General features: G+C 61.4%; 11 protein-coding genes and 1 riboswitch. Of the genes, 6 read left to right on the plus strand and 5 right to left on the minus strand.

Features of this window, described 5'->3' with window-relative positions; translation table 11 throughout:
- Positions 1 to 14 precede the first annotated feature (14 nt).
- The 4 genes from ACST81_RS11640 to ACST81_RS11655 all read right to left on the minus strand — a co-directional run bounded on the left by ACST81_RS11640 (position 15) and on the right by ACST81_RS11655 (position 4,794).
- The gene (locus tag ACST81_RS11640) at positions 15 to 1,364 is read right to left on the minus strand and encodes an O-antigen ligase family protein (protein WP_438747785.1); all 1,350 of its coding nucleotides are present in this window, start codon (positions 1,362 to 1,364) and stop codon (positions 15 to 17) included.
- A 155-nt stretch (positions 1,365 to 1,519) separates the two neighbouring features.
- Positions 1,520 to 2,572, minus strand: a complete 1,053-nt coding sequence (locus ACST81_RS11645) for a quaternary amine ABC transporter ATP-binding protein (protein WP_438747788.1) — start codon at positions 2,570 to 2,572, stop codon at positions 1,520 to 1,522.
- On the minus strand, positions 2,565 to 3,476 hold the full coding sequence (locus ACST81_RS11650) for an ABC transporter permease (RefSeq protein WP_438747791.1): 912 nt from the start codon (positions 3,474 to 3,476) through the stop codon (positions 2,565 to 2,567). The genes ACST81_RS11645 and ACST81_RS11650 overlap by 8 nt, the downstream gene beginning before the upstream one ends.
- A 319-nt stretch (positions 3,477 to 3,795) precedes the next feature.
- The gene (locus tag ACST81_RS11655) at positions 3,796 to 4,794 is read right to left on the minus strand and encodes a glycine betaine ABC transporter substrate-binding protein (RefSeq protein WP_438747792.1); all 999 of its coding nucleotides are present in this window, start codon (positions 4,792 to 4,794) and stop codon (positions 3,796 to 3,798) included.
- A 691-nt stretch (positions 4,795 to 5,485) separates the two neighbouring features.
- Between ACST81_RS11655 and ACST81_RS11660 the strand changes: the two genes are divergently transcribed.
- The 6 genes from ACST81_RS11660 (at position 5,486) to cobO (ending at position 14,496) form a co-directional block, all read left to right on the plus strand.
- A complete protein-coding gene (locus ACST81_RS11660) occupies positions 5,486 to 5,716 on the plus strand; it encodes a hypothetical protein (RefSeq protein WP_438753791.1) in 231 nt (76 codons plus the stop codon).
- A 235-nt stretch (positions 5,717 to 5,951) separates the two neighbouring features.
- Positions 5,952 to 7,406, plus strand: a complete 1,455-nt coding sequence (locus ACST81_RS11665; protein ID WP_438747794.1) for a cobyric acid synthase — start codon at positions 5,952 to 5,954, stop codon at positions 7,404 to 7,406.
- A gap of 97 nt (positions 7,407 to 7,503) precedes the next feature.
- A riboswitch (cobalamin riboswitch) is annotated at positions 7,504 to 7,899 on the plus strand.
- Between the two features lie 160 nt (positions 7,900 to 8,059).
- Positions 8,060 to 8,584, plus strand: a complete 525-nt coding sequence (gene cobU / locus ACST81_RS11670) for a bifunctional adenosylcobinamide kinase/adenosylcobinamide-phosphate guanylyltransferase (protein ID WP_438747795.1) — start codon at positions 8,060 to 8,062, stop codon at positions 8,582 to 8,584.
- 3 nt (positions 8,585 to 8,587) lie between these two features.
- Entirely contained in the window at positions 8,588 to 9,652 is a 1,065-nt protein-coding gene (cobW, locus tag ACST81_RS11675) for a cobalamin biosynthesis protein CobW (protein ID WP_438747796.1), read from the plus strand.
- Positions 9,653 to 9,867: 215 nt separating this feature from the next.
- A complete protein-coding gene (gene cobN / locus ACST81_RS11680) occupies positions 9,868 to 13,803 on the plus strand; it encodes a cobaltochelatase subunit CobN (protein WP_438747798.1) in 3,936 nt (1,311 codons plus the stop codon).
- A 48-nt stretch (positions 13,804 to 13,851) separates the two neighbouring features.
- Entirely contained in the window at positions 13,852 to 14,496 is a 645-nt protein-coding gene (gene cobO / locus ACST81_RS11685) for a cob(I)yrinic acid a,c-diamide adenosyltransferase (protein ID WP_438747799.1), read from the plus strand.
- A gap of 83 nt (positions 14,497 to 14,579) precedes the next feature.
- Here the strand turns inward: cobO and ACST81_RS11690 are convergent, their stop codons facing one another.
- On the minus strand, positions 14,580 to 15,365 hold the full coding sequence (locus tag ACST81_RS11690) for a TSUP family transporter (RefSeq protein WP_438747801.1): 786 nt from the start codon (positions 15,363 to 15,365) through the stop codon (positions 14,580 to 14,582).
- Between the last annotated feature and the right edge of the window lie 361 nt (positions 15,366 to 15,726).

Below are 15,726 nucleotides of genomic sequence, written 5' to 3' on the forward strand. Positions count from 1 at the left end.
GACTTTGGCTTGGATCAGCGCGGCACGCGCACGCCCATTCGCGCCACGAGCCCCAATCCAAAGATCGCAAGTGCCGTCAAAAGCCACATCGGATCCGCCCGGTTGAGGAAGAAGCTCTCCATCATGCCGTTATAGGTCATGAAGATGATCACCATGATGCAGAAATCGGCGAAATGCCGGCTCTGTGCTTGCCGGTTCGCGCGCATATAGTCGTGGAACGGCTTGACGAACAGCATCAGGATGATGATCACGCCACCCGGCAGACCGAAGGTCAGCACCGCATCGAGATAGCTGTTGTGGCCTGAGACGATGCCGCGCACGTCCCAGTTCGCCTCGAAATTGGCTTCCATCCCCCGGATGACCGGCGACAGCCAGAAGCTGGCATAACCATGCCCGAACCACAAATGGTGCGGAAGGCTGGCACTGGCGAACTTCCAGATGTCGTCGCGACCGGTGAATGTCGAATCTTCCAGCAACATCGACGTGATCGACAGGAACGTTTCGGAATAGATTGTGCCGAGCGTCAGGCAGAAGATCAGGATGGTGAAGATGAAATGGGCCAGCACCATCAAGCCAGGCTTGCCGACGGCGCGACCGCCGAGCACCAGCATGATCGCCAGTGGGAGGAAGCCGATTGTTGTCTTCGAGCCGGTATGAAGAACGAAATTGGCGGCGAGCAGGGCGATCAGCGCGCCGCGAACGCTCGCGCCGGCGCGATAACAATAGATGCCGAACATGCACAGCACGGAGAAAACGGGCGCCGTCACGTTCTTGTGGATCAGGTGGCCCTTCCAGAACCCGGCATGCCATGGCTCTCCACCGCTCGCCGAATGGATTGCCCTGTCGGGGGCGATGACCAGCGCCGCATAGTTGATCAAGAGGAGGAACAGGATGGCATTTGCCCCGGCATTGACGAAATCCGTTTCGCTGCGCGGCAGGACCAGGACGCCGGCGACGAGAATCATGGCGATCAGGCTGAGCATGAGTCCGCGCGCCGATGCGGTCGGGTCGTAGGACTGCAGGCAGGACAGGAAGGCGACGGCAAAGATGATGACCCAGGTCGGCGACACCACCCGCTTCAAAACCCTCTTGTCGACCACCAGCAGCATGGCGAAAAGATAGATGCCGCCCAGGCCGAGATAACCAATCTGGTTGATAATATTGCCGTCGTTGGATGCGCTCGTGTCCGTATCGTACGGGCTGGGAAACGGCATCAATGTCAGCGCGATCAGAAAGAGGCCGGCGCCGGACAGGAAGGCAGCGAGGCTCGGCATGATCCGGGTCGTCAGCAGGCTATCCCCGGGCAGGGGAGGAACGGCAAGGCGGTGATAATCCCGCGAGGCTGTCGAAGCATGACGTTGCATGGGACCGGCCGGATTGAGGAAAGCGCTATGGCGCCACCGCCCTGAAGGCGTGTCCGCCATCATGCTCGATCATGGTTAATTCGCGGTGAATCGCGCTGCGCAATCGAAAAGGCGCCTGTCTCCGGGCGCCTTTTCCACACACCATCAATCGCGGATTATTCCGCGGCTTGGGGCATCTTTTCGTGGCTGATCGGCGTGACCATCGCGGCGATGATGGTGCCGAGGTCGATCGAGCCGATCGGGCGGCCGTTGTTATCGACGACATGTGCGATGCTTTGGTTGGACACCGTCATCAGGCGGGCGGCGCTTTCGAGCACTGTTCCCACGACGATCGGCGTGCCTTCCGGATTGCCCGATAGCGGCTTCATGATCGTCTCGACATTGATGACGCGCCCGCGGTTCACTTCCTTGACGAAGGCAGTGATGTACTCGTCCGACGGCTTCAGGACGATTTCCTGGCCGGTGCCCTGCTGGATCACCTTGCCGTCGCGCAGGATGGCGATCTTGTCGCCGAGGCGAAGGGCTTCGTCGAGATCGTGGGTGATGAACACCACGGTCTTCTTCAGTTCCTTCTGCAGGTCGAGCAGAACGGTCTGCATATCGACGCGGATCAGCGGGTCGAGCGCCGAATAGGCCTCGTCCATCAAAAGGATGTCGGCATCGTTGGTCAGCGCACGGGCGAGACCAACGCGCTGCTGCATGCCGCCCGAGAGCTGGTTGGGGTAGTGGTTTTCAAATCCCTTGAGCCCGACGCGCTCGATCCAGCCTTGCGCCCGCTTGCGGCTTTCCGCATCCGGAACACCCTGGATTTCCAGGCCGTAGATGGTGTTTTCGATGATCGTGCGGTGCGGCAGAAGCGCAAACTTCTGGAACACCATCGCCGTCTTGTGGCGACGGAATTCGCGAAGATCGTTCTCGTTCATCTTGCAGACGTCGACGCCGTCGTAGAGCACTTCGCCAGCGGTCGGATCGATCAGCCGGTTGATGTGACGGATCAGCGTCGATTTGCCGGAACCCGACAGGCCCATGACCACCATGACGCCGCCGGCGGGCATGGAGATGTTGATGTCCTGCAAGCCGAGCACGTGGCCGTGCTTCTCATTGAGTTCTCCTTTACCCAGGCCTGCCTTGACCTGGTCTACGAACTCCCGTCCGCGCGGGCCGAAGATCTTGTAGAGGCTCTTGACCTCGATTGCGTGACTAGCCATGGATCACCTCCGAATGCTTCTGCAGCCGTCTGCCGTAAGCTTGGCTGGTCCGGTCAAAAATGATGGCGATCGCAACGAGCGCAAAGCCGTTGAGGAAGCCGACGGTGAAAAACTGGTTGTTGATTGCCTGAAGGACGTTGCGGCCGAGACCGCCGACACCCACCATTGATGCGACCACGACCATGGCCAGCGACATCATGATCGTCTGGTTGATACCGGCCATGATGGTCGGAAGCGCCAGCGGAATCTGTACGTTCTTCAATCGCTGCCACTGTGACGACCCGAAGGCATCGGCAGCTTCCAGCACTTCCTTGTCGACGAGCCGGATACCGAGATTGGTCAGGCGGATCATCGGCGGCACCGCATAGATGACGACGGCGATCAGGCCCGGAACCTTGCCGATACCGAAAATCATGACGACGGGGATGAGGTAGACGAAGCTCGGCATCGTCTGCATGACGTCGAGAATCGGATTGATGATCGATTGCGCCCGCTCCGACCGCGCCATCAGGATGCCGATCGGAATGCCGATCAGGATGGCGATCAACGTACAGACCGTGACCATCGCCAGCGTGATCATCGTGTCGTTCCACAGACCGACAAGACCGATGGCGACCATCGACAGGGCGGTGCCGACGGTGATGCGGATGTTGCGGCTGCCGTAATAAACGATCGCGACCATGAGGGCCAGGATGACGATCCATGGTGAATTGACGAAAAGATTTTCGAGAAAATTCAAGAATACCTGGAGCGGCTGAACCAGGACATCGATCGCGTTGGTGTAGGCGCGGACAAGTCCCTTGAAACCGTCATCGACGCTCTTGCGCACGACGCGGATGGTTGTTTCATCGATAGCCGGAAATTTACAAAGCAGATCTGGTAAGAAACTGCATACTGACGCCATGTCGTTCCCCTTTTTAAACCGGAAATTTTATAGGCCGGCTGCGTCACCGAACTGAGTTGATCAGTTCCAGCGCAGACTTTTGACTGGTCTCTGCGGACCCCGGCATGGTGATGCGTTGCGCACTTGCGAAAATTCGCGTTTCAGCCCTTCGGCATGAAACGCCGGAAACGGTGCTTTCCTCCCGTCCCGGCGGAAATCTCGCAGGTTCCTGTCGCAACCACTTTGTTGTTTGCGACCTGGACCGGCTTCTGCGCATTGCACTTATATCCAGAGGCAAAAAAGCAGCGGGCCTTGCGGACCGCTGCTCCGTCATGAAGGCTCAGAGAGCGGCCTTGACCTTCTCGGCGACGTCCGGGGCAACCCACTTCGTCCACATATCCGGGAAGGTTTCCAGGAAGTACTTGGCGGCATCTTCGTTGGTGCCCTGGTTTTCATCCATCCAGGCCAAAACCTTATTGACCGTACCGTTGTCCCAGTTGCGTGCCTTGACATAGTCCATGGCAACGCCTGCCTTTTCGGAGAATGCCTTGGTGACGACCGTGAAGACGTCCGAAGTCGGGTAGGAGTTGACCTTCGGGTCCGCGCAATCCGGAACGGCCGTGCAGGCGTCCCAGTCGGCCTTGTTGTGCTCGACGCCGAACGACAGGCGGGTCATCTCGTACTTGCCGAGGATAGCGGTCGGTGCCCAGTAGTAGCCGAGCCAGCCCTTCTGTGCGCTGAAGGCGTTGGAGATCGACCCATCGAGGCCGGCAGCCGAGCCGGTATCGACAAGCGTGAAGCCTGCGTCTTCGGCCTTCAGGGCCTTGTAAAGGTTGGCAGTCGAAACCTGGCAGTTCCAGCCCGACGGGCAGTTGATGACGGCGGCCTTAGACGGATCTTCCGGAGCCGGGAACAGTTCAGGATGCTTAAGCGCGTCCTGGACCGTCTTGATGTCCGGGTGAGCGTCGGCGAGGAACTTCGGAATCCACCAGCCTTCGACGCCACCCTCGTTGAGGATCTTGGCAGCTTCGATCAGGCGACCTTCCTTGATGGCGGCGTCGAGCGGCGTGCGAACGGCGTTGACCCACATTTCCGGGGCCATGTCCGGCTGGCCCTTTTCGTTCATCGAGGTGAAGGTCGGCATGGTGTCGCCGGTTACCAGGGTGGCGGTGCAGCCATAACCGTTCTCGAGGATGAACTTGTCAACCTGAGCTGCGACGCCGGCGGATGCCCAGTTCATTTCTGCGATGCTGACTTCGCCGCATTCGGCGGCCGAAGCCGAGCCGGCGATTGCGTAGATGCCAGCGGCGATGATTGTGGAAGCGAGGAGCTTCTTCATGTTTAAGACCTCCCAGTCTCAATGCAGCCATAAATCTTTGGGGTCGGCCAGGACACTGCACCCCTGGGAACCCGATTGTTCAGGTCGAAGCAGGCCGGGGGGTCTTGGAGGCAAGGCCATTCTTTCATCCCCGCTGCGACGGCGTCAGATTTTTTTGTCTGGCCAGACAAGTCGATGCTGGCCATCCCTCTTTTTACCGTTGAAGGTAGCGTAAGTGTTCCGCCGGATAAATCAACCTCTGGAATGTTCCAACGGAGTACACAGTGTTCCGAACGGTGCAAAAACGCACGCGCAAGCTGTTGAATTTTAATGAGGCGGCTGATGACTTCGTGCAAAACGACCGCTTGGCGGCCTCATTTTAGGGATGGTTCACAAAGGTGCCGGAAGGCCCGTTTTGTCGTAGACAGATTCTGTTCCGTATGCGCCGTAGGGAGCTTTTTTCGCCGCGATGAAAAAAAGTGAAAAAAAAGACGAATTCACCTTTGGTTAAGGTCTCACTAACCATCCGGTAACTCCTCCCGGGCTAATTGTGTTGCTGCGGCAGGGCATCCTGTCGCCAGCCCGGATCAGGTTTTGCGTCCCGGGCTGGAGCGATCTCCGGGTGTTTGCCGGGGTGGCCATGCGTCTATTGTGGCAAGCCGCACAGTCCTTGAATGGATTGGTGCGGTTTTCGCGTTTGACGGGGTAACTCATGCCGTTGGCCCATCATGACGCAAAAAAAACCGCGCCACTTGCGGGGCGCGGTTTGAAAGTCTGCTGGGAGATGTATCAGCCGACGCTGCGCGTGCGGACGAAGCCGAGCGGGCCGAAAGGCGCCGACATCACGACGTTGCGTTCACGGGACTGGTTTGCCGGAACAACCGAGTTCCATGCGATCTGGACGAAATTGGGCTTGCTGAAGATGAACAACATCGGACTTTGACCTTGCGGGTGGAGCGACCCTTCGCTCCTTGTTTGATAGCGCTGATATACGCCTCCTTTGGCGCAAAGCAACCAGTGTTTTTGTCACGCCATGTCGCTTTTCGGATAGTGTGGCATCAAGGGCATACAAACCTTGCCGCAGTGCGAAAAAGTGCGTGAACGCAGTGTCTCAAATAGGGCGAGAATGCGGCGAAATATGGCTTTTCCTGTGCGAGGCGCGATGTTACACGGGCGTCATGACAAAGACGATCATGCTTCAGGGAACCGGCTCCGATGTCGGAAAAACAGTACTCGTCGCGGGCCTCTGCCGTGTCGCATCCAATCGCGGCCTGAAGGTCGCGCCGTTCAAGCCGCAGAACATGTCGAACAATGCCGCCGTCTCGGATGACGGCGGCGAGATCGGCCGTGCCCAATGGCTGCAATCGATGGCGGCGCGCATCCCGTCCTCGGTGCACATGAACCCGGTGCTGCTCAAGCCGCAATCGGAGACGGGCAGCCAGATCATCGTCCAGGGCAAGGTGGCCGGACAGGCGAGGGGGCGCGACTATCAGGCGCTGAAACCGAAGCTCATGGGCGCGGTGATGGAAAGCTTCGAGACGATCCGGGCCGGAACCGATCTCGTGGTGGTCGAAGGCGCGGGATCGCCGGCCGAAATCAACCTCAGGGGCGGCGATATCGCCAATATGGGCTTTGCCACTCGCGCCGGCGTGCCGGTCGTGCTGGTTGGCGATATCGACCGGGGCGGCGTCATCGCTTCGCTGGTCGGCACGCATACGATCCTGCCTGCCGAGGATCGGGCAATGATCAGCGGCTACATCATCAACAAGTTCCGCGGCGACGTGTCGCTTTTCGATGACGGCATCGCCGCGGTCGGCGGTTTTACCGGCTGGCCCTGTTTCGGCGTCGTTCCCTGGCTGAAAAGTGCCGGTCGCCTGCCGGCCGAGGATTCCGTGGTTCTGGAGAAGCTGGCGCGCGGCGGTGGCAAGGCCTTGAAGGTCGCGGTCCCGGTCCTGTCGCGCATCGCCAATTTCGACGATCTCGATCCGCTCGCCGCCGAGCCGGAAGTCGATCTCGTCTTCGTGCGTCCGGGCGACCGCATTCCGGCGGATACCGGGCTGGTGGTCATTCCAGGCTCGAAGGCGACGATCGCCGATCTCGCCGATTTCCGCGCACAAGGCTGGGATCGCGACCTGCAGGCGCATGCGCGCCGGGGTGGCCGCGTCATCGGCATTTGCGGCGGCTACCAGATGCTCGGCGAGCGCATCACCGATCCCAACGGTATCGAAGGGAACGTGCGCGAGATCGAGGGACTGGGACTGCTGTCCGTCGAGACGGTCATGGCGCCGGAAAAGACCGTGCGCAACAGCAGCGCTCGCTCGACGGTCTATGACGTTGCACTCGAAGGCTACGAAATCCATCTCGGCCGCACGACCGGCGCCGATTGCGCCCGCCCGGCCGTGATCATCGACGGCCGTGCGGACGGCGCGGTGTCCGCCGACGGCACGGTCAGCGGCACCTATCTGCACGGGCTCTTCACCAGCGACGCCTACCGCGCGGCGCTGCTCAGGAGTTTCGGCATAGAGGACGGCGGTCTCAACTATCGGCAGTCCGTTGATCAGGCGTTGGATGATGTCGCGGCGGAACTGGAGGCCGTTCTCGACCCGAAATGGCTCGACGGATTGATGTCATGATGATCGGGGATATCCCGTCCGACGCATTGTCGCATAGGGCCATTTTCGACCATGTCCCGGCAGGGGGCTCCGATTGACAGGCTCCAGCCAAGCGCCTAATCATCGATCATTGGATGGTTCCCGGCATGCCGTTGTATGTCGGGAGTAAATGGGAATGTGACGGGATGGACCCAAGCCGGGCATCCTTATCGCAGCCGACCCCGCGACTGTAGAACGGTCAGGGTTCGCCATTCGGGAAAACCGGACTTCCGGACGGGCCGCATCGGGCGGCCGCGGGAGACAAGGTCCAACCGGAAAAGCCACTGGAGTGTCATTGCGATCAGCCGGGGCCGGACGCCTCTCATTTCTACGAATCGTCCACCTCTTCGCAATGCCAGCCGATTGCGGTCACGCAATCCGGCGTCAAAACTCCGGGAAGGCGAGGCGAACCCGTTCGTGCCTTTGGGCACGTGGCGCCGTGAGCCAGGAGACCTGCCAGCCACAAGGGTATCGTGCCCGAACCAGGGAGGGAGACTCCCGATGCCAGCACGGAGGTTGTCATGGCTTCATCGATCCGTTCCACGAACGGCGCATATCCTATATCCGGGCCTGCCAAGGCGCGACCGTCCGTCATGTTCGTGCATCGCGCTTCAGCCTGAGGCCGGGATCGTCCGATGACATCGACAGAGTCAGGACCCGTCCTGGTCCTCGGCGGCGCCCGCTCCGGAAAGTCGACCTTTGCCGAAAAACTCGTCGTCACGTCGGGTCTCGCCATGCATTACGTCGCGACCGGGAGGGCCTGGGATGGCGAGATGCAGGCAAGAATTAACGAGCATCGCGACAGGCGCGGGCCGGACTGGCGGACCCATGAGGAACCGCTCGATCTCGTCGCCTGCCTGTCGGCGATCGACGCGCCGGAGCGGATCGTTCTCATCGATTGCCTCACTCTGTGGGTGACCAATCTGATGATGGAAGACCGCGACATGGTGAAGGAATTTACAAGGCTTGCGGCTCACCTGCCGCAGGCGAAGGCCCGGCTGGTGTTCGTTTCGAACGAGGTCGGGCTGGGTATCGTGCCGGAAAACCGGATGGCGCGCGATTTTCGCGACCATGCCGGCCGGCTGCACCAGATCGTTGCGGAGAAATCCGCTGAAGTCTATTTTATCGCGGCCGGATTGCCGCTGAAAATGAAGGGTTGATCCATGACCACCGCAAAGTCCGCTCACGGCAAGATCCCGGCAACGGTCATCACCGGCTTTCTCGGAGCTGGCAAGACGACGATGATCCGCAACATCCTGCAGAACGCCGAAGGCCGCCGCATCGCGCTGATCATCAACGAGTTCGGCGATCTCGGCGTCGATGGTGATGTCTTGAAGGGCTGCGGCGCGGACGCCTGCACCGAGGACGATATCATCGAACTGACCAATGGCTGCATCTGCTGCACCGTCGCCGACGACTTCATCCCGACCATGACGAAGCTTTTGGAGCGCGACAACCGCCCGGACCACATCGTCATCGAAACCTCGGGCCTCGCTTTGCCGCAGCCGCTGATCGCCGCCTTCAACTGGCCTGATATCCGCAGTGAGGTCACCGTCGATGGCGTCATCACGGTCGTCGATAGCGCCGCTGTCGCCGCCGGCCGTTTCGCCGACGATCACGACAAGGTCGATGCGCTGCGCGTCGAAGACGACAATCTCGACCATGAAAGCCCGATCGAGGAGCTTTTCGAGGACCAGTTGACAGCCGCCGACCTCATCATCCTCAACAAGACCGACCTTCTGGATTCGACCGGCCTTGCCTTCGTGCGCAACGAAGTCTCTTCGCGCACCAGCCGCAAGCCGGCGATGATCGAAGCCAGGAACGGCGAAGTCTCCGCAGCCGTGCTGCTCGGTCTCGGCGTCGGAACCGAAAGCGACATCGCAAACCGCAAATCCCATCACGAGATGGAACATGAGGCAGGCGAGGAGCATGACCATGACGAATTCGACAGTTTCGTCGTCGAACTCGGCGCCATCGCCGATCCCGCCGCCTTCATCGAAAAATTGAAGCCGATCATCGCCGAACACGACGTGCTGCGCCTCAAGGGTTTTGCCGACGTTCCCGGCAAACCGATGCGCCTGTTGATCCAGGGCGTCGGCAGCCGCATCGACCAGTATTTCGACCGTGCCTGGGCCGCCGGCGAAGCCCGCCGCACCCGCCTCGTCGTCATCGGCCTGCATGACATGGACGAAGCGGCGGTACGGGCGGCGATTGCCGCGGCGGTTTGAGGTCTTTCGATCGTGCTTGTGAATTTCCCCTCCCCAACCCCTCCCCACAAGGGGGAGGGGCTTGACCTGCGTTTGCCGCTCTTGAGCGAGTCCGCGATCCGGACATGCTTCTTGACCGAGGGGAACTTGCGTGTCGCGAGAGCACGGCAGGTTAGCCCCGCCCCCTTGTGGGGAGGGGTTGGGGAGGGGACTTCTTCCCGCGCACGGGGGGTAACATGCATCTCCTCCTAGCCCAGAAGGGCACGATCACGGATGGCGAGGAGGCGATCGACCTCGGTCAGTCACCGGCCGATATCCTGTTCCTGTCCGCCGCCGATACCGAACTGTCGTCGATCGCGTCAGCGCATCGGACGCGGGGTGGCAAGAGCCTGCGCGTGGCGAGCCTGCTGACGCTGAAGCATCCGATGTCGGTCGATACCTATGTCGAGCGCACCGCCCGCCACGCCAAACTCATTATCGTGCGCGCGCTCGGTGGTGCCAGTTATTTCCAGTATGTGTTGGAAGCGCTGCATGCGGCGGCCGTGATACACAAGTTCCAGATCGCCGTACTGCCGGGCTACGACAAGCCCGATCCGGGCCTTGAGCCATTCTCGACCGTTTCCGCCGAGGACCGCAACCACATGTGGGCCTATTTCACCGAGGGCGGGGCCGACAATATGGTTCGTCTGCTGGCCTATGGCGAGGCGCTGGTCGATGGCTCGGAAAAGCCGGAACAGGCGGCCCCCCTGATGAAGGCGGGTATCTGGTGGCCGGGGCAGGGTGTGATCGGAGTGGATGTTTGGCGGAAGCTTTCGAGCGCCGGCACAGTGGTGGGCCCGGAGGGCCTCGAACCCCCTACCGTCGCTGTCTGCTTCTACCGAGCCCTTGTACAGAGCGGCGAAACCAAACCGGTCGAAGCCCTCATCGAGGCATTGCAATCCGAGGGCATGGCGGTTCTGCCGGTCTTCGTTTCCAGCCTCAAGGATGCCGTGTCGATCGGCACACTCGAAGCGATTTTCGGCGACGTGCCGCCCGCCGTCGTGATGAATGCGACGAGCTTTGCAGTCTCGGCGCCCGGCGCCGATCGCCAGCCGACCGTACTGGAAATCACCGATGCGCCAGTGCTGCAGGTGATCTTCTCCGGATCGTCGCGAGCCGCCTGGGAAGCCTCGCCGCAAGGCCTGATGGCGCGCGATCTGGCGATGAACGTCGCACTGCCGGAGGTCGATGGGCGCATCCTGTCACGTGCCGTGTCCTTCAAGGCTGCCGCGATCTATGATACCGCCGTCGAGGCCAATATCGTCGGCCACGAACCGCTGCCGGACCGCGCCGCATTCACCGCGAAACTGGCAGCCAACTGGGCGCGATTGCGCGGGACAGCGCCACGTGACCGCCGCGTCGCGATCGTCATGGCCAACTATCCGAACCGCGACGGACGGCTCGGCAACGGCGTCGGTCTCGACACGCCTGCCGGCACCGTCGAGGTGATGAACGCGATGGCGGCGGCTGGATATCCGGTAGACGGTGTTCCCCCGGACGGCGATGCGCTGATCACCTATCTGATGCAGGGCCCGACCAATTCGGCGCGCACTGATTGCGAGCTGCGAGAGACCCTTTCCTTGAGTCGATACAAAGACTTCCTGTCGTCTCTTCCTGTTCAGATTCAGAATCAGGTTGCCGCGCGCTGGGGCGAGCCGGAAAGCGATCCATTCTTCCGCGATGGCCGTTTCGCGCTACCCTTGACCCGCTTCGGCGAGACGCTGGTCGGCATCCAGCCGGCGCGCGGCTACAATATCGATCCGAAGGAAACCTATCACTCCCCGGATCTCGTGCCGCCGCACGGTTATCTCGCCTTCTACGCCTTTCTGCGCCAGGAGTTCGGCGCGCATGCGATCATCCACATGGGCAAGCATGGCAATCTCGAATGGCTGCCGGGCAAGTCGCTGGCCTTGTCGCAGACCTGCTATCCGGAAGCCATCTTCGGCCCCATGCCGCATCTCTATCCCTTCATCGTCAATGATCCGGGCGAGGGGACACAGGCCAAGCGCCGGACCAGCGCCGTCATCATCGATCACCTGACGCCGCCGCTGACGCGCGCCGAATCCTACGGTCCGCTCAAGGATCTCGAAGCGCTGGTCGATGAATATTACGACGCTGCTGGCGGTGATCCTCGGCGATTGCGGCTGCTGAGCAAGCAGATCCTCGACCTCGTCCGAGACATCGGCCTCGACCACGATGCCGGCATCGCCGGAACCGACGGCGAGGAGAAGGCGCTGGAAAAGCTCGACGCCTATCTCTGTGACCTCAAGGAACTGCAAATCCGCGACGGCCTGCATGTGTTCGGGGTGGCGCCGGAAGGCCGCCTGTTGACGGACCTGACGGTGGCCCTCGCGCGTGTTCCGCGCGGACACGGTGAAGGCGGCGACCAGAGCCTGCAGCGGGCGATTGCGGCGGATGCTTTTCAGTGGGAAAACCCCTCCCCAACCCCTCCCCACAAGGGGGAGGGGCTTGACGCAGCGGCTGCTGCAGATGGGACGAATCAGACTTCCGAACGCGCTGCCAATTCCGGGGACAGTGCTTCAAGTGGGAGTTCGCCGCGAGTTAGTCCCTCCCCCCTGTGGGGAGGGGGTGGGGAGGGGACTTTCACCTTCGATCCGCTCGACTGCACCCCCTCCGACCCATGGACCGGCCCGAAGCCCGCGATCTTGTCCGACGTCACCGACGCCCCCTGGCGCACAGCGGGCGATACGGTCGAACGCATCGAACTGCTCGCCGGCAAGCTGGTCTCCGGCGAAACGCCATGCCCGGACGGCTGGAATGCTACCCTTGCGGTGCTCGACCAAATCGAATCCCGCCTCCAGCCATCGATCGTGCAGTCCGGCCCGGCCGAAATCGCGGCCCTGATGACGGGGCTCGATGGCCGCTTCGTCGCCCCCGGCCCCTCCGGCGCTCCGACGCGGGGACGGCCGGACGTGCTCCCGACGGGTCGCAACTTCTATTCCGTCGATAGCCGCGCGGTGCCGACACCGGCGGCTTTCGAGCTCGGCAAGAAATCGGCCGAACTGCTGATCCGGCGCTATCTGCAAGACCATGGCGACTGGCCGACCTCGTTCGGACTGACCGCCTGGGGCACCTCGAACATGCGCACCGGCGGTGACGATATCGCCCAGGCGATGGCGCTGATCGGCACCAAGCCGGTCTGGGATATGATGTCACACCGGGTGACCGGATACGAGATCGTGCCGCTCGCCGTGCTCGGGCGTCCGCGCGTCGATGTCACGCTGCGCATTTCCGGTTTCTTTCGTGATGCGTTTCCGGAGCAGATCGCTTTATTCGACACGGCGATCCGCGCGGTCGGCGCACTCGACGAGGACGATGCCGACAACATGATTGCCGCCCGGATGCGGGCGGAGGCTGTGCGACTGGTGGCTGCGGGTGTTGATGCCAAGGAGGCGCAACGACGCGCCTCCTACCGCGTCTTCGGTGCCAAGCCGGGCGCTTACGGCGCCGGCCTGCAGGCGCTGATCGACGAGAAGGGCTGGGAGAACAGAGCCGATCTCGCCGAAGCCTATCTCACCTGGGGCAGCTATGCCTATGGCGCCGGCGAGGACGGCAAGGCAGAGCGCGGCCTGCTGGAGGCACGGCTGAAGACGGTCGAAGCGGTCGTCCAGAACCAGGACAACCGCGAACACGATCTACTCGACAGCGACGACTATTACCAGTTCGAGGGCGGCATGAGCCTTGCCGTCGAACAGGCAACCGGCGCGCGCCCGGCGATCTATCACAATGATCATTCCCGCCCTGAAAAGCCGGTGATCCGCTCGCTCGAGGAGGAGATCGGCCGGATCGTGCGCGGCCGCGTCGTCAATCCGAAATGGATCGAGGGCGTCATGCGCCACGGTTACAAGGGCGCCTTCGAGATGGCGGCGACCGTCGACTACATGTTCGCCTTCGCCGCCACGACCGGCGCGGTGCGCGATCATCATTTCGAAGCCGTCTATCAGGCCTATGTGCTGGACGAGCGCGTGCGCCAGTTCATGGAAGACAAGAACCCGGCGGCGTTGCGCGAAATGACCGACAAGCTGATGGAGGCGATCGATCGTGGCTTCTGGTCGCCGCGTTCCAACTCCGCCCGGTTTGAGCTTCACGGCTTGTCGGCGGCGGCGGAATAGACCGGTATCGCGGCACCGAAAACATTTGCAATTTCAGGGAGACATACAATGAGCGAAGACGAAACACAGGCAACGGAAACCGGCCCGGTCAACGACGAGGCTCGCCATGCCATGAAGATGGCGAAGAAGAAGACCGCGCGCGAAAAGATCATGGCGACGAAGACGGACCAGAAGGGCCTGATCATCGTCAATACCGGCAAGGGCAAGGGCAAATCGACGGCCGGCTTCGGCATGATCTTCCGCCATATCGCCCATGGCATGCCTTGCGCAGTCGTCCAGTTCATCAAGGGCGCCTGGGAAACCGGCGAGCGTGACCTGATCGAAAGGCATTTCGGTGATGTCTGCCAGTTCTACACGCTCGGCGAAGGCTTCACCTGGGAAACACAGGATCGGTCGCGCGATATCGCCATGGCTGAAAAGGCCTGGGAAAAGGCCAAGGAACTGATCCGCGACGAGCGCAATTCCATGGTCCTGCTCGACGAGATCAATATCGCGCTGCGTTATGATTATATCGACGTTGCGGAAGTCGTGCGCTTCCTCAAGGAAGAAAAGCCGCATATGACGCATGTCGTGCTGACCGGCCGCAACGCCAAGGAAGAACTGATCGAGGCCGCCGATCTCGTCACCGAGATGGAACTGATCAAGCATCCGTTCCGCTCCGGCATCAAGGCGCAGGTTGGTGTCGAGTATTGAGGCCGGCTGCTGCTCCACGGCAGCGCGCTTCGGTCAGGGACAACAAGGCGCGCTTGCGCGCTGAGACCGTCCCTGGTGTCGTTTCAGATTCCGAGCCAGAGGCGAAGCGGATGAACGGGATCTGAGAGCAGCTTGATCGCGAGCACCATGCAGGTGGTGACCAGCAATGGCTTGATGATCTTCGCACCGTTCTTCATGGCGAAGCGCGAGCCCACTTGGGCGCCAGCGAATTGTCCGGCGCCCATCAGGAAACCGACTTTCCAAAGCACCACGCCGTACAGCACGAAGACGATGAAGGCGCCTATATTGGAGCCGAAATTGAGGAATTTGGTGTGCGCCGTTGCCTTCAGGACACCGAAGCCGGCGAGCGCGATGAACGCCAGCATGAAGAACGAGCCGGTGCCGGGACCGAATACGCCATCATAGAAGCCGATCATTGGCACAATCGTCAGCGAAAACAGGAATGGCGTGATCCGCTGTGCCCGGTCGACATCGCCGACGCTGGGCTTGAGCGCAAAATAAAATGCGATGGCAACCAGCATGAAGGGCAGGATGGCTTTCAGCACGTCGCCCGGCACGACCGTCGCGAGCACGGCGCCGAGCGCGGCGCCCAGCGCCGACATGACAGCCATCGGCAGTTGTTCCCTAAGGTTGACATGCCCCTTGCGGGCATAGGCCAGGCTCGCCGAGCCTGAGCCGAACAGCGACTGGAGCTTGTTGGTTCCGAGCGTTTCCAGCGGTGGAATGCCCGCAAGAAGCATGGCCGGCACGGAGATCATGCCGCCGCCACCGGCAATGGAATCGATGAAGCCGGCGAGGAAGGCCGCAAGGAAGAGAAGGGCGAGGAATTGGAATGCAAGGTCGTGCAAGGCGGGACTCTGGACGTAAGGCTGAAGCGGCAAGATCGAAAGCCTGTTTGTCAGAGCTTGGCTTGAAATGCAAAGGCCGAGGTGAGAATCGGTCTCTTTCCCTGCTTGCCGCTGGTTCCTGCGCCGGAAATCGCCTCGATGCCGTTGCCCGCATGCAGGATGACGCAATCCGGTTTGACCGCTCCTGCCTGCTTCGGTAAAAAGACTATATGTGCGACGGTGCCTGCTTTGGTGGGCTGAAAGAGCGTCCGGTGCGGCCGACCCAGTCAGGGGGCCTTATCCGGTGCTGTCCAGACCGCTTCGACGCCTCGGCGCTCGAAGGCCCCGGCGCATCTTGAATATGCGCGTGGGAGGTCCTTTT

The organism is Pararhizobium sp. O133 (genome assembly GCF_051669845.1).
Taxonomy (GTDB): domain Bacteria; phylum Pseudomonadota; class Alphaproteobacteria; order Rhizobiales; family Rhizobiaceae; genus Pararhizobium.

Excerpts from the sequence above, each read along its gene's own strand:
- ACST81_RS11640 (WP_438747785.1), bottom strand. The coding sequence starts at position 1,364 with ATGCAACGTCATGCTTCGACAGCCTCGCGGGATTATCACCGCCTTGCC.
- ACST81_RS11645 (WP_438747788.1), bottom strand. The coding sequence starts at position 2,572 with ATGGCTAGTCACGCAATCGAGGTCAAGAGCCTCTACAAGATCTTCGGC.
- ACST81_RS11650 (WP_438747791.1), bottom strand. The coding sequence starts at position 3,476 with ATGGCGTCAGTATGCAGTTTCTTACCAGATCTGCTTTGTAAATTTCCG.
- ACST81_RS11655 (WP_438747792.1), bottom strand. The coding sequence starts at position 4,794 with ATGAAGAAGCTCCTCGCTTCCACAATCATCGCCGCTGGCATCTACGCA.
- ACST81_RS11660 (WP_438753791.1), top strand. The coding sequence starts at position 5,486 with ATGCCGTTGGCCCATCATGACGCAAAAAAAACCGCGCCACTTGCGGGG.
- ACST81_RS11665 (WP_438747794.1), top strand. The coding sequence starts at position 5,952 with ATGACAAAGACGATCATGCTTCAGGGAACCGGCTCCGATGTCGGAAAA.
- cobU (WP_438747795.1), top strand. The coding sequence starts at position 8,060 with ATGACATCGACAGAGTCAGGACCCGTCCTGGTCCTCGGCGGCGCCCGC.
- cobW (WP_438747796.1), top strand. The coding sequence starts at position 8,588 with ATGACCACCGCAAAGTCCGCTCACGGCAAGATCCCGGCAACGGTCATC.
- cobN (WP_438747798.1), top strand. The coding sequence starts at position 9,868 with ATGCATCTCCTCCTAGCCCAGAAGGGCACGATCACGGATGGCGAGGAG.
- cobO (WP_438747799.1), top strand. The coding sequence starts at position 13,852 with ATGAGCGAAGACGAAACACAGGCAACGGAAACCGGCCCGGTCAACGAC.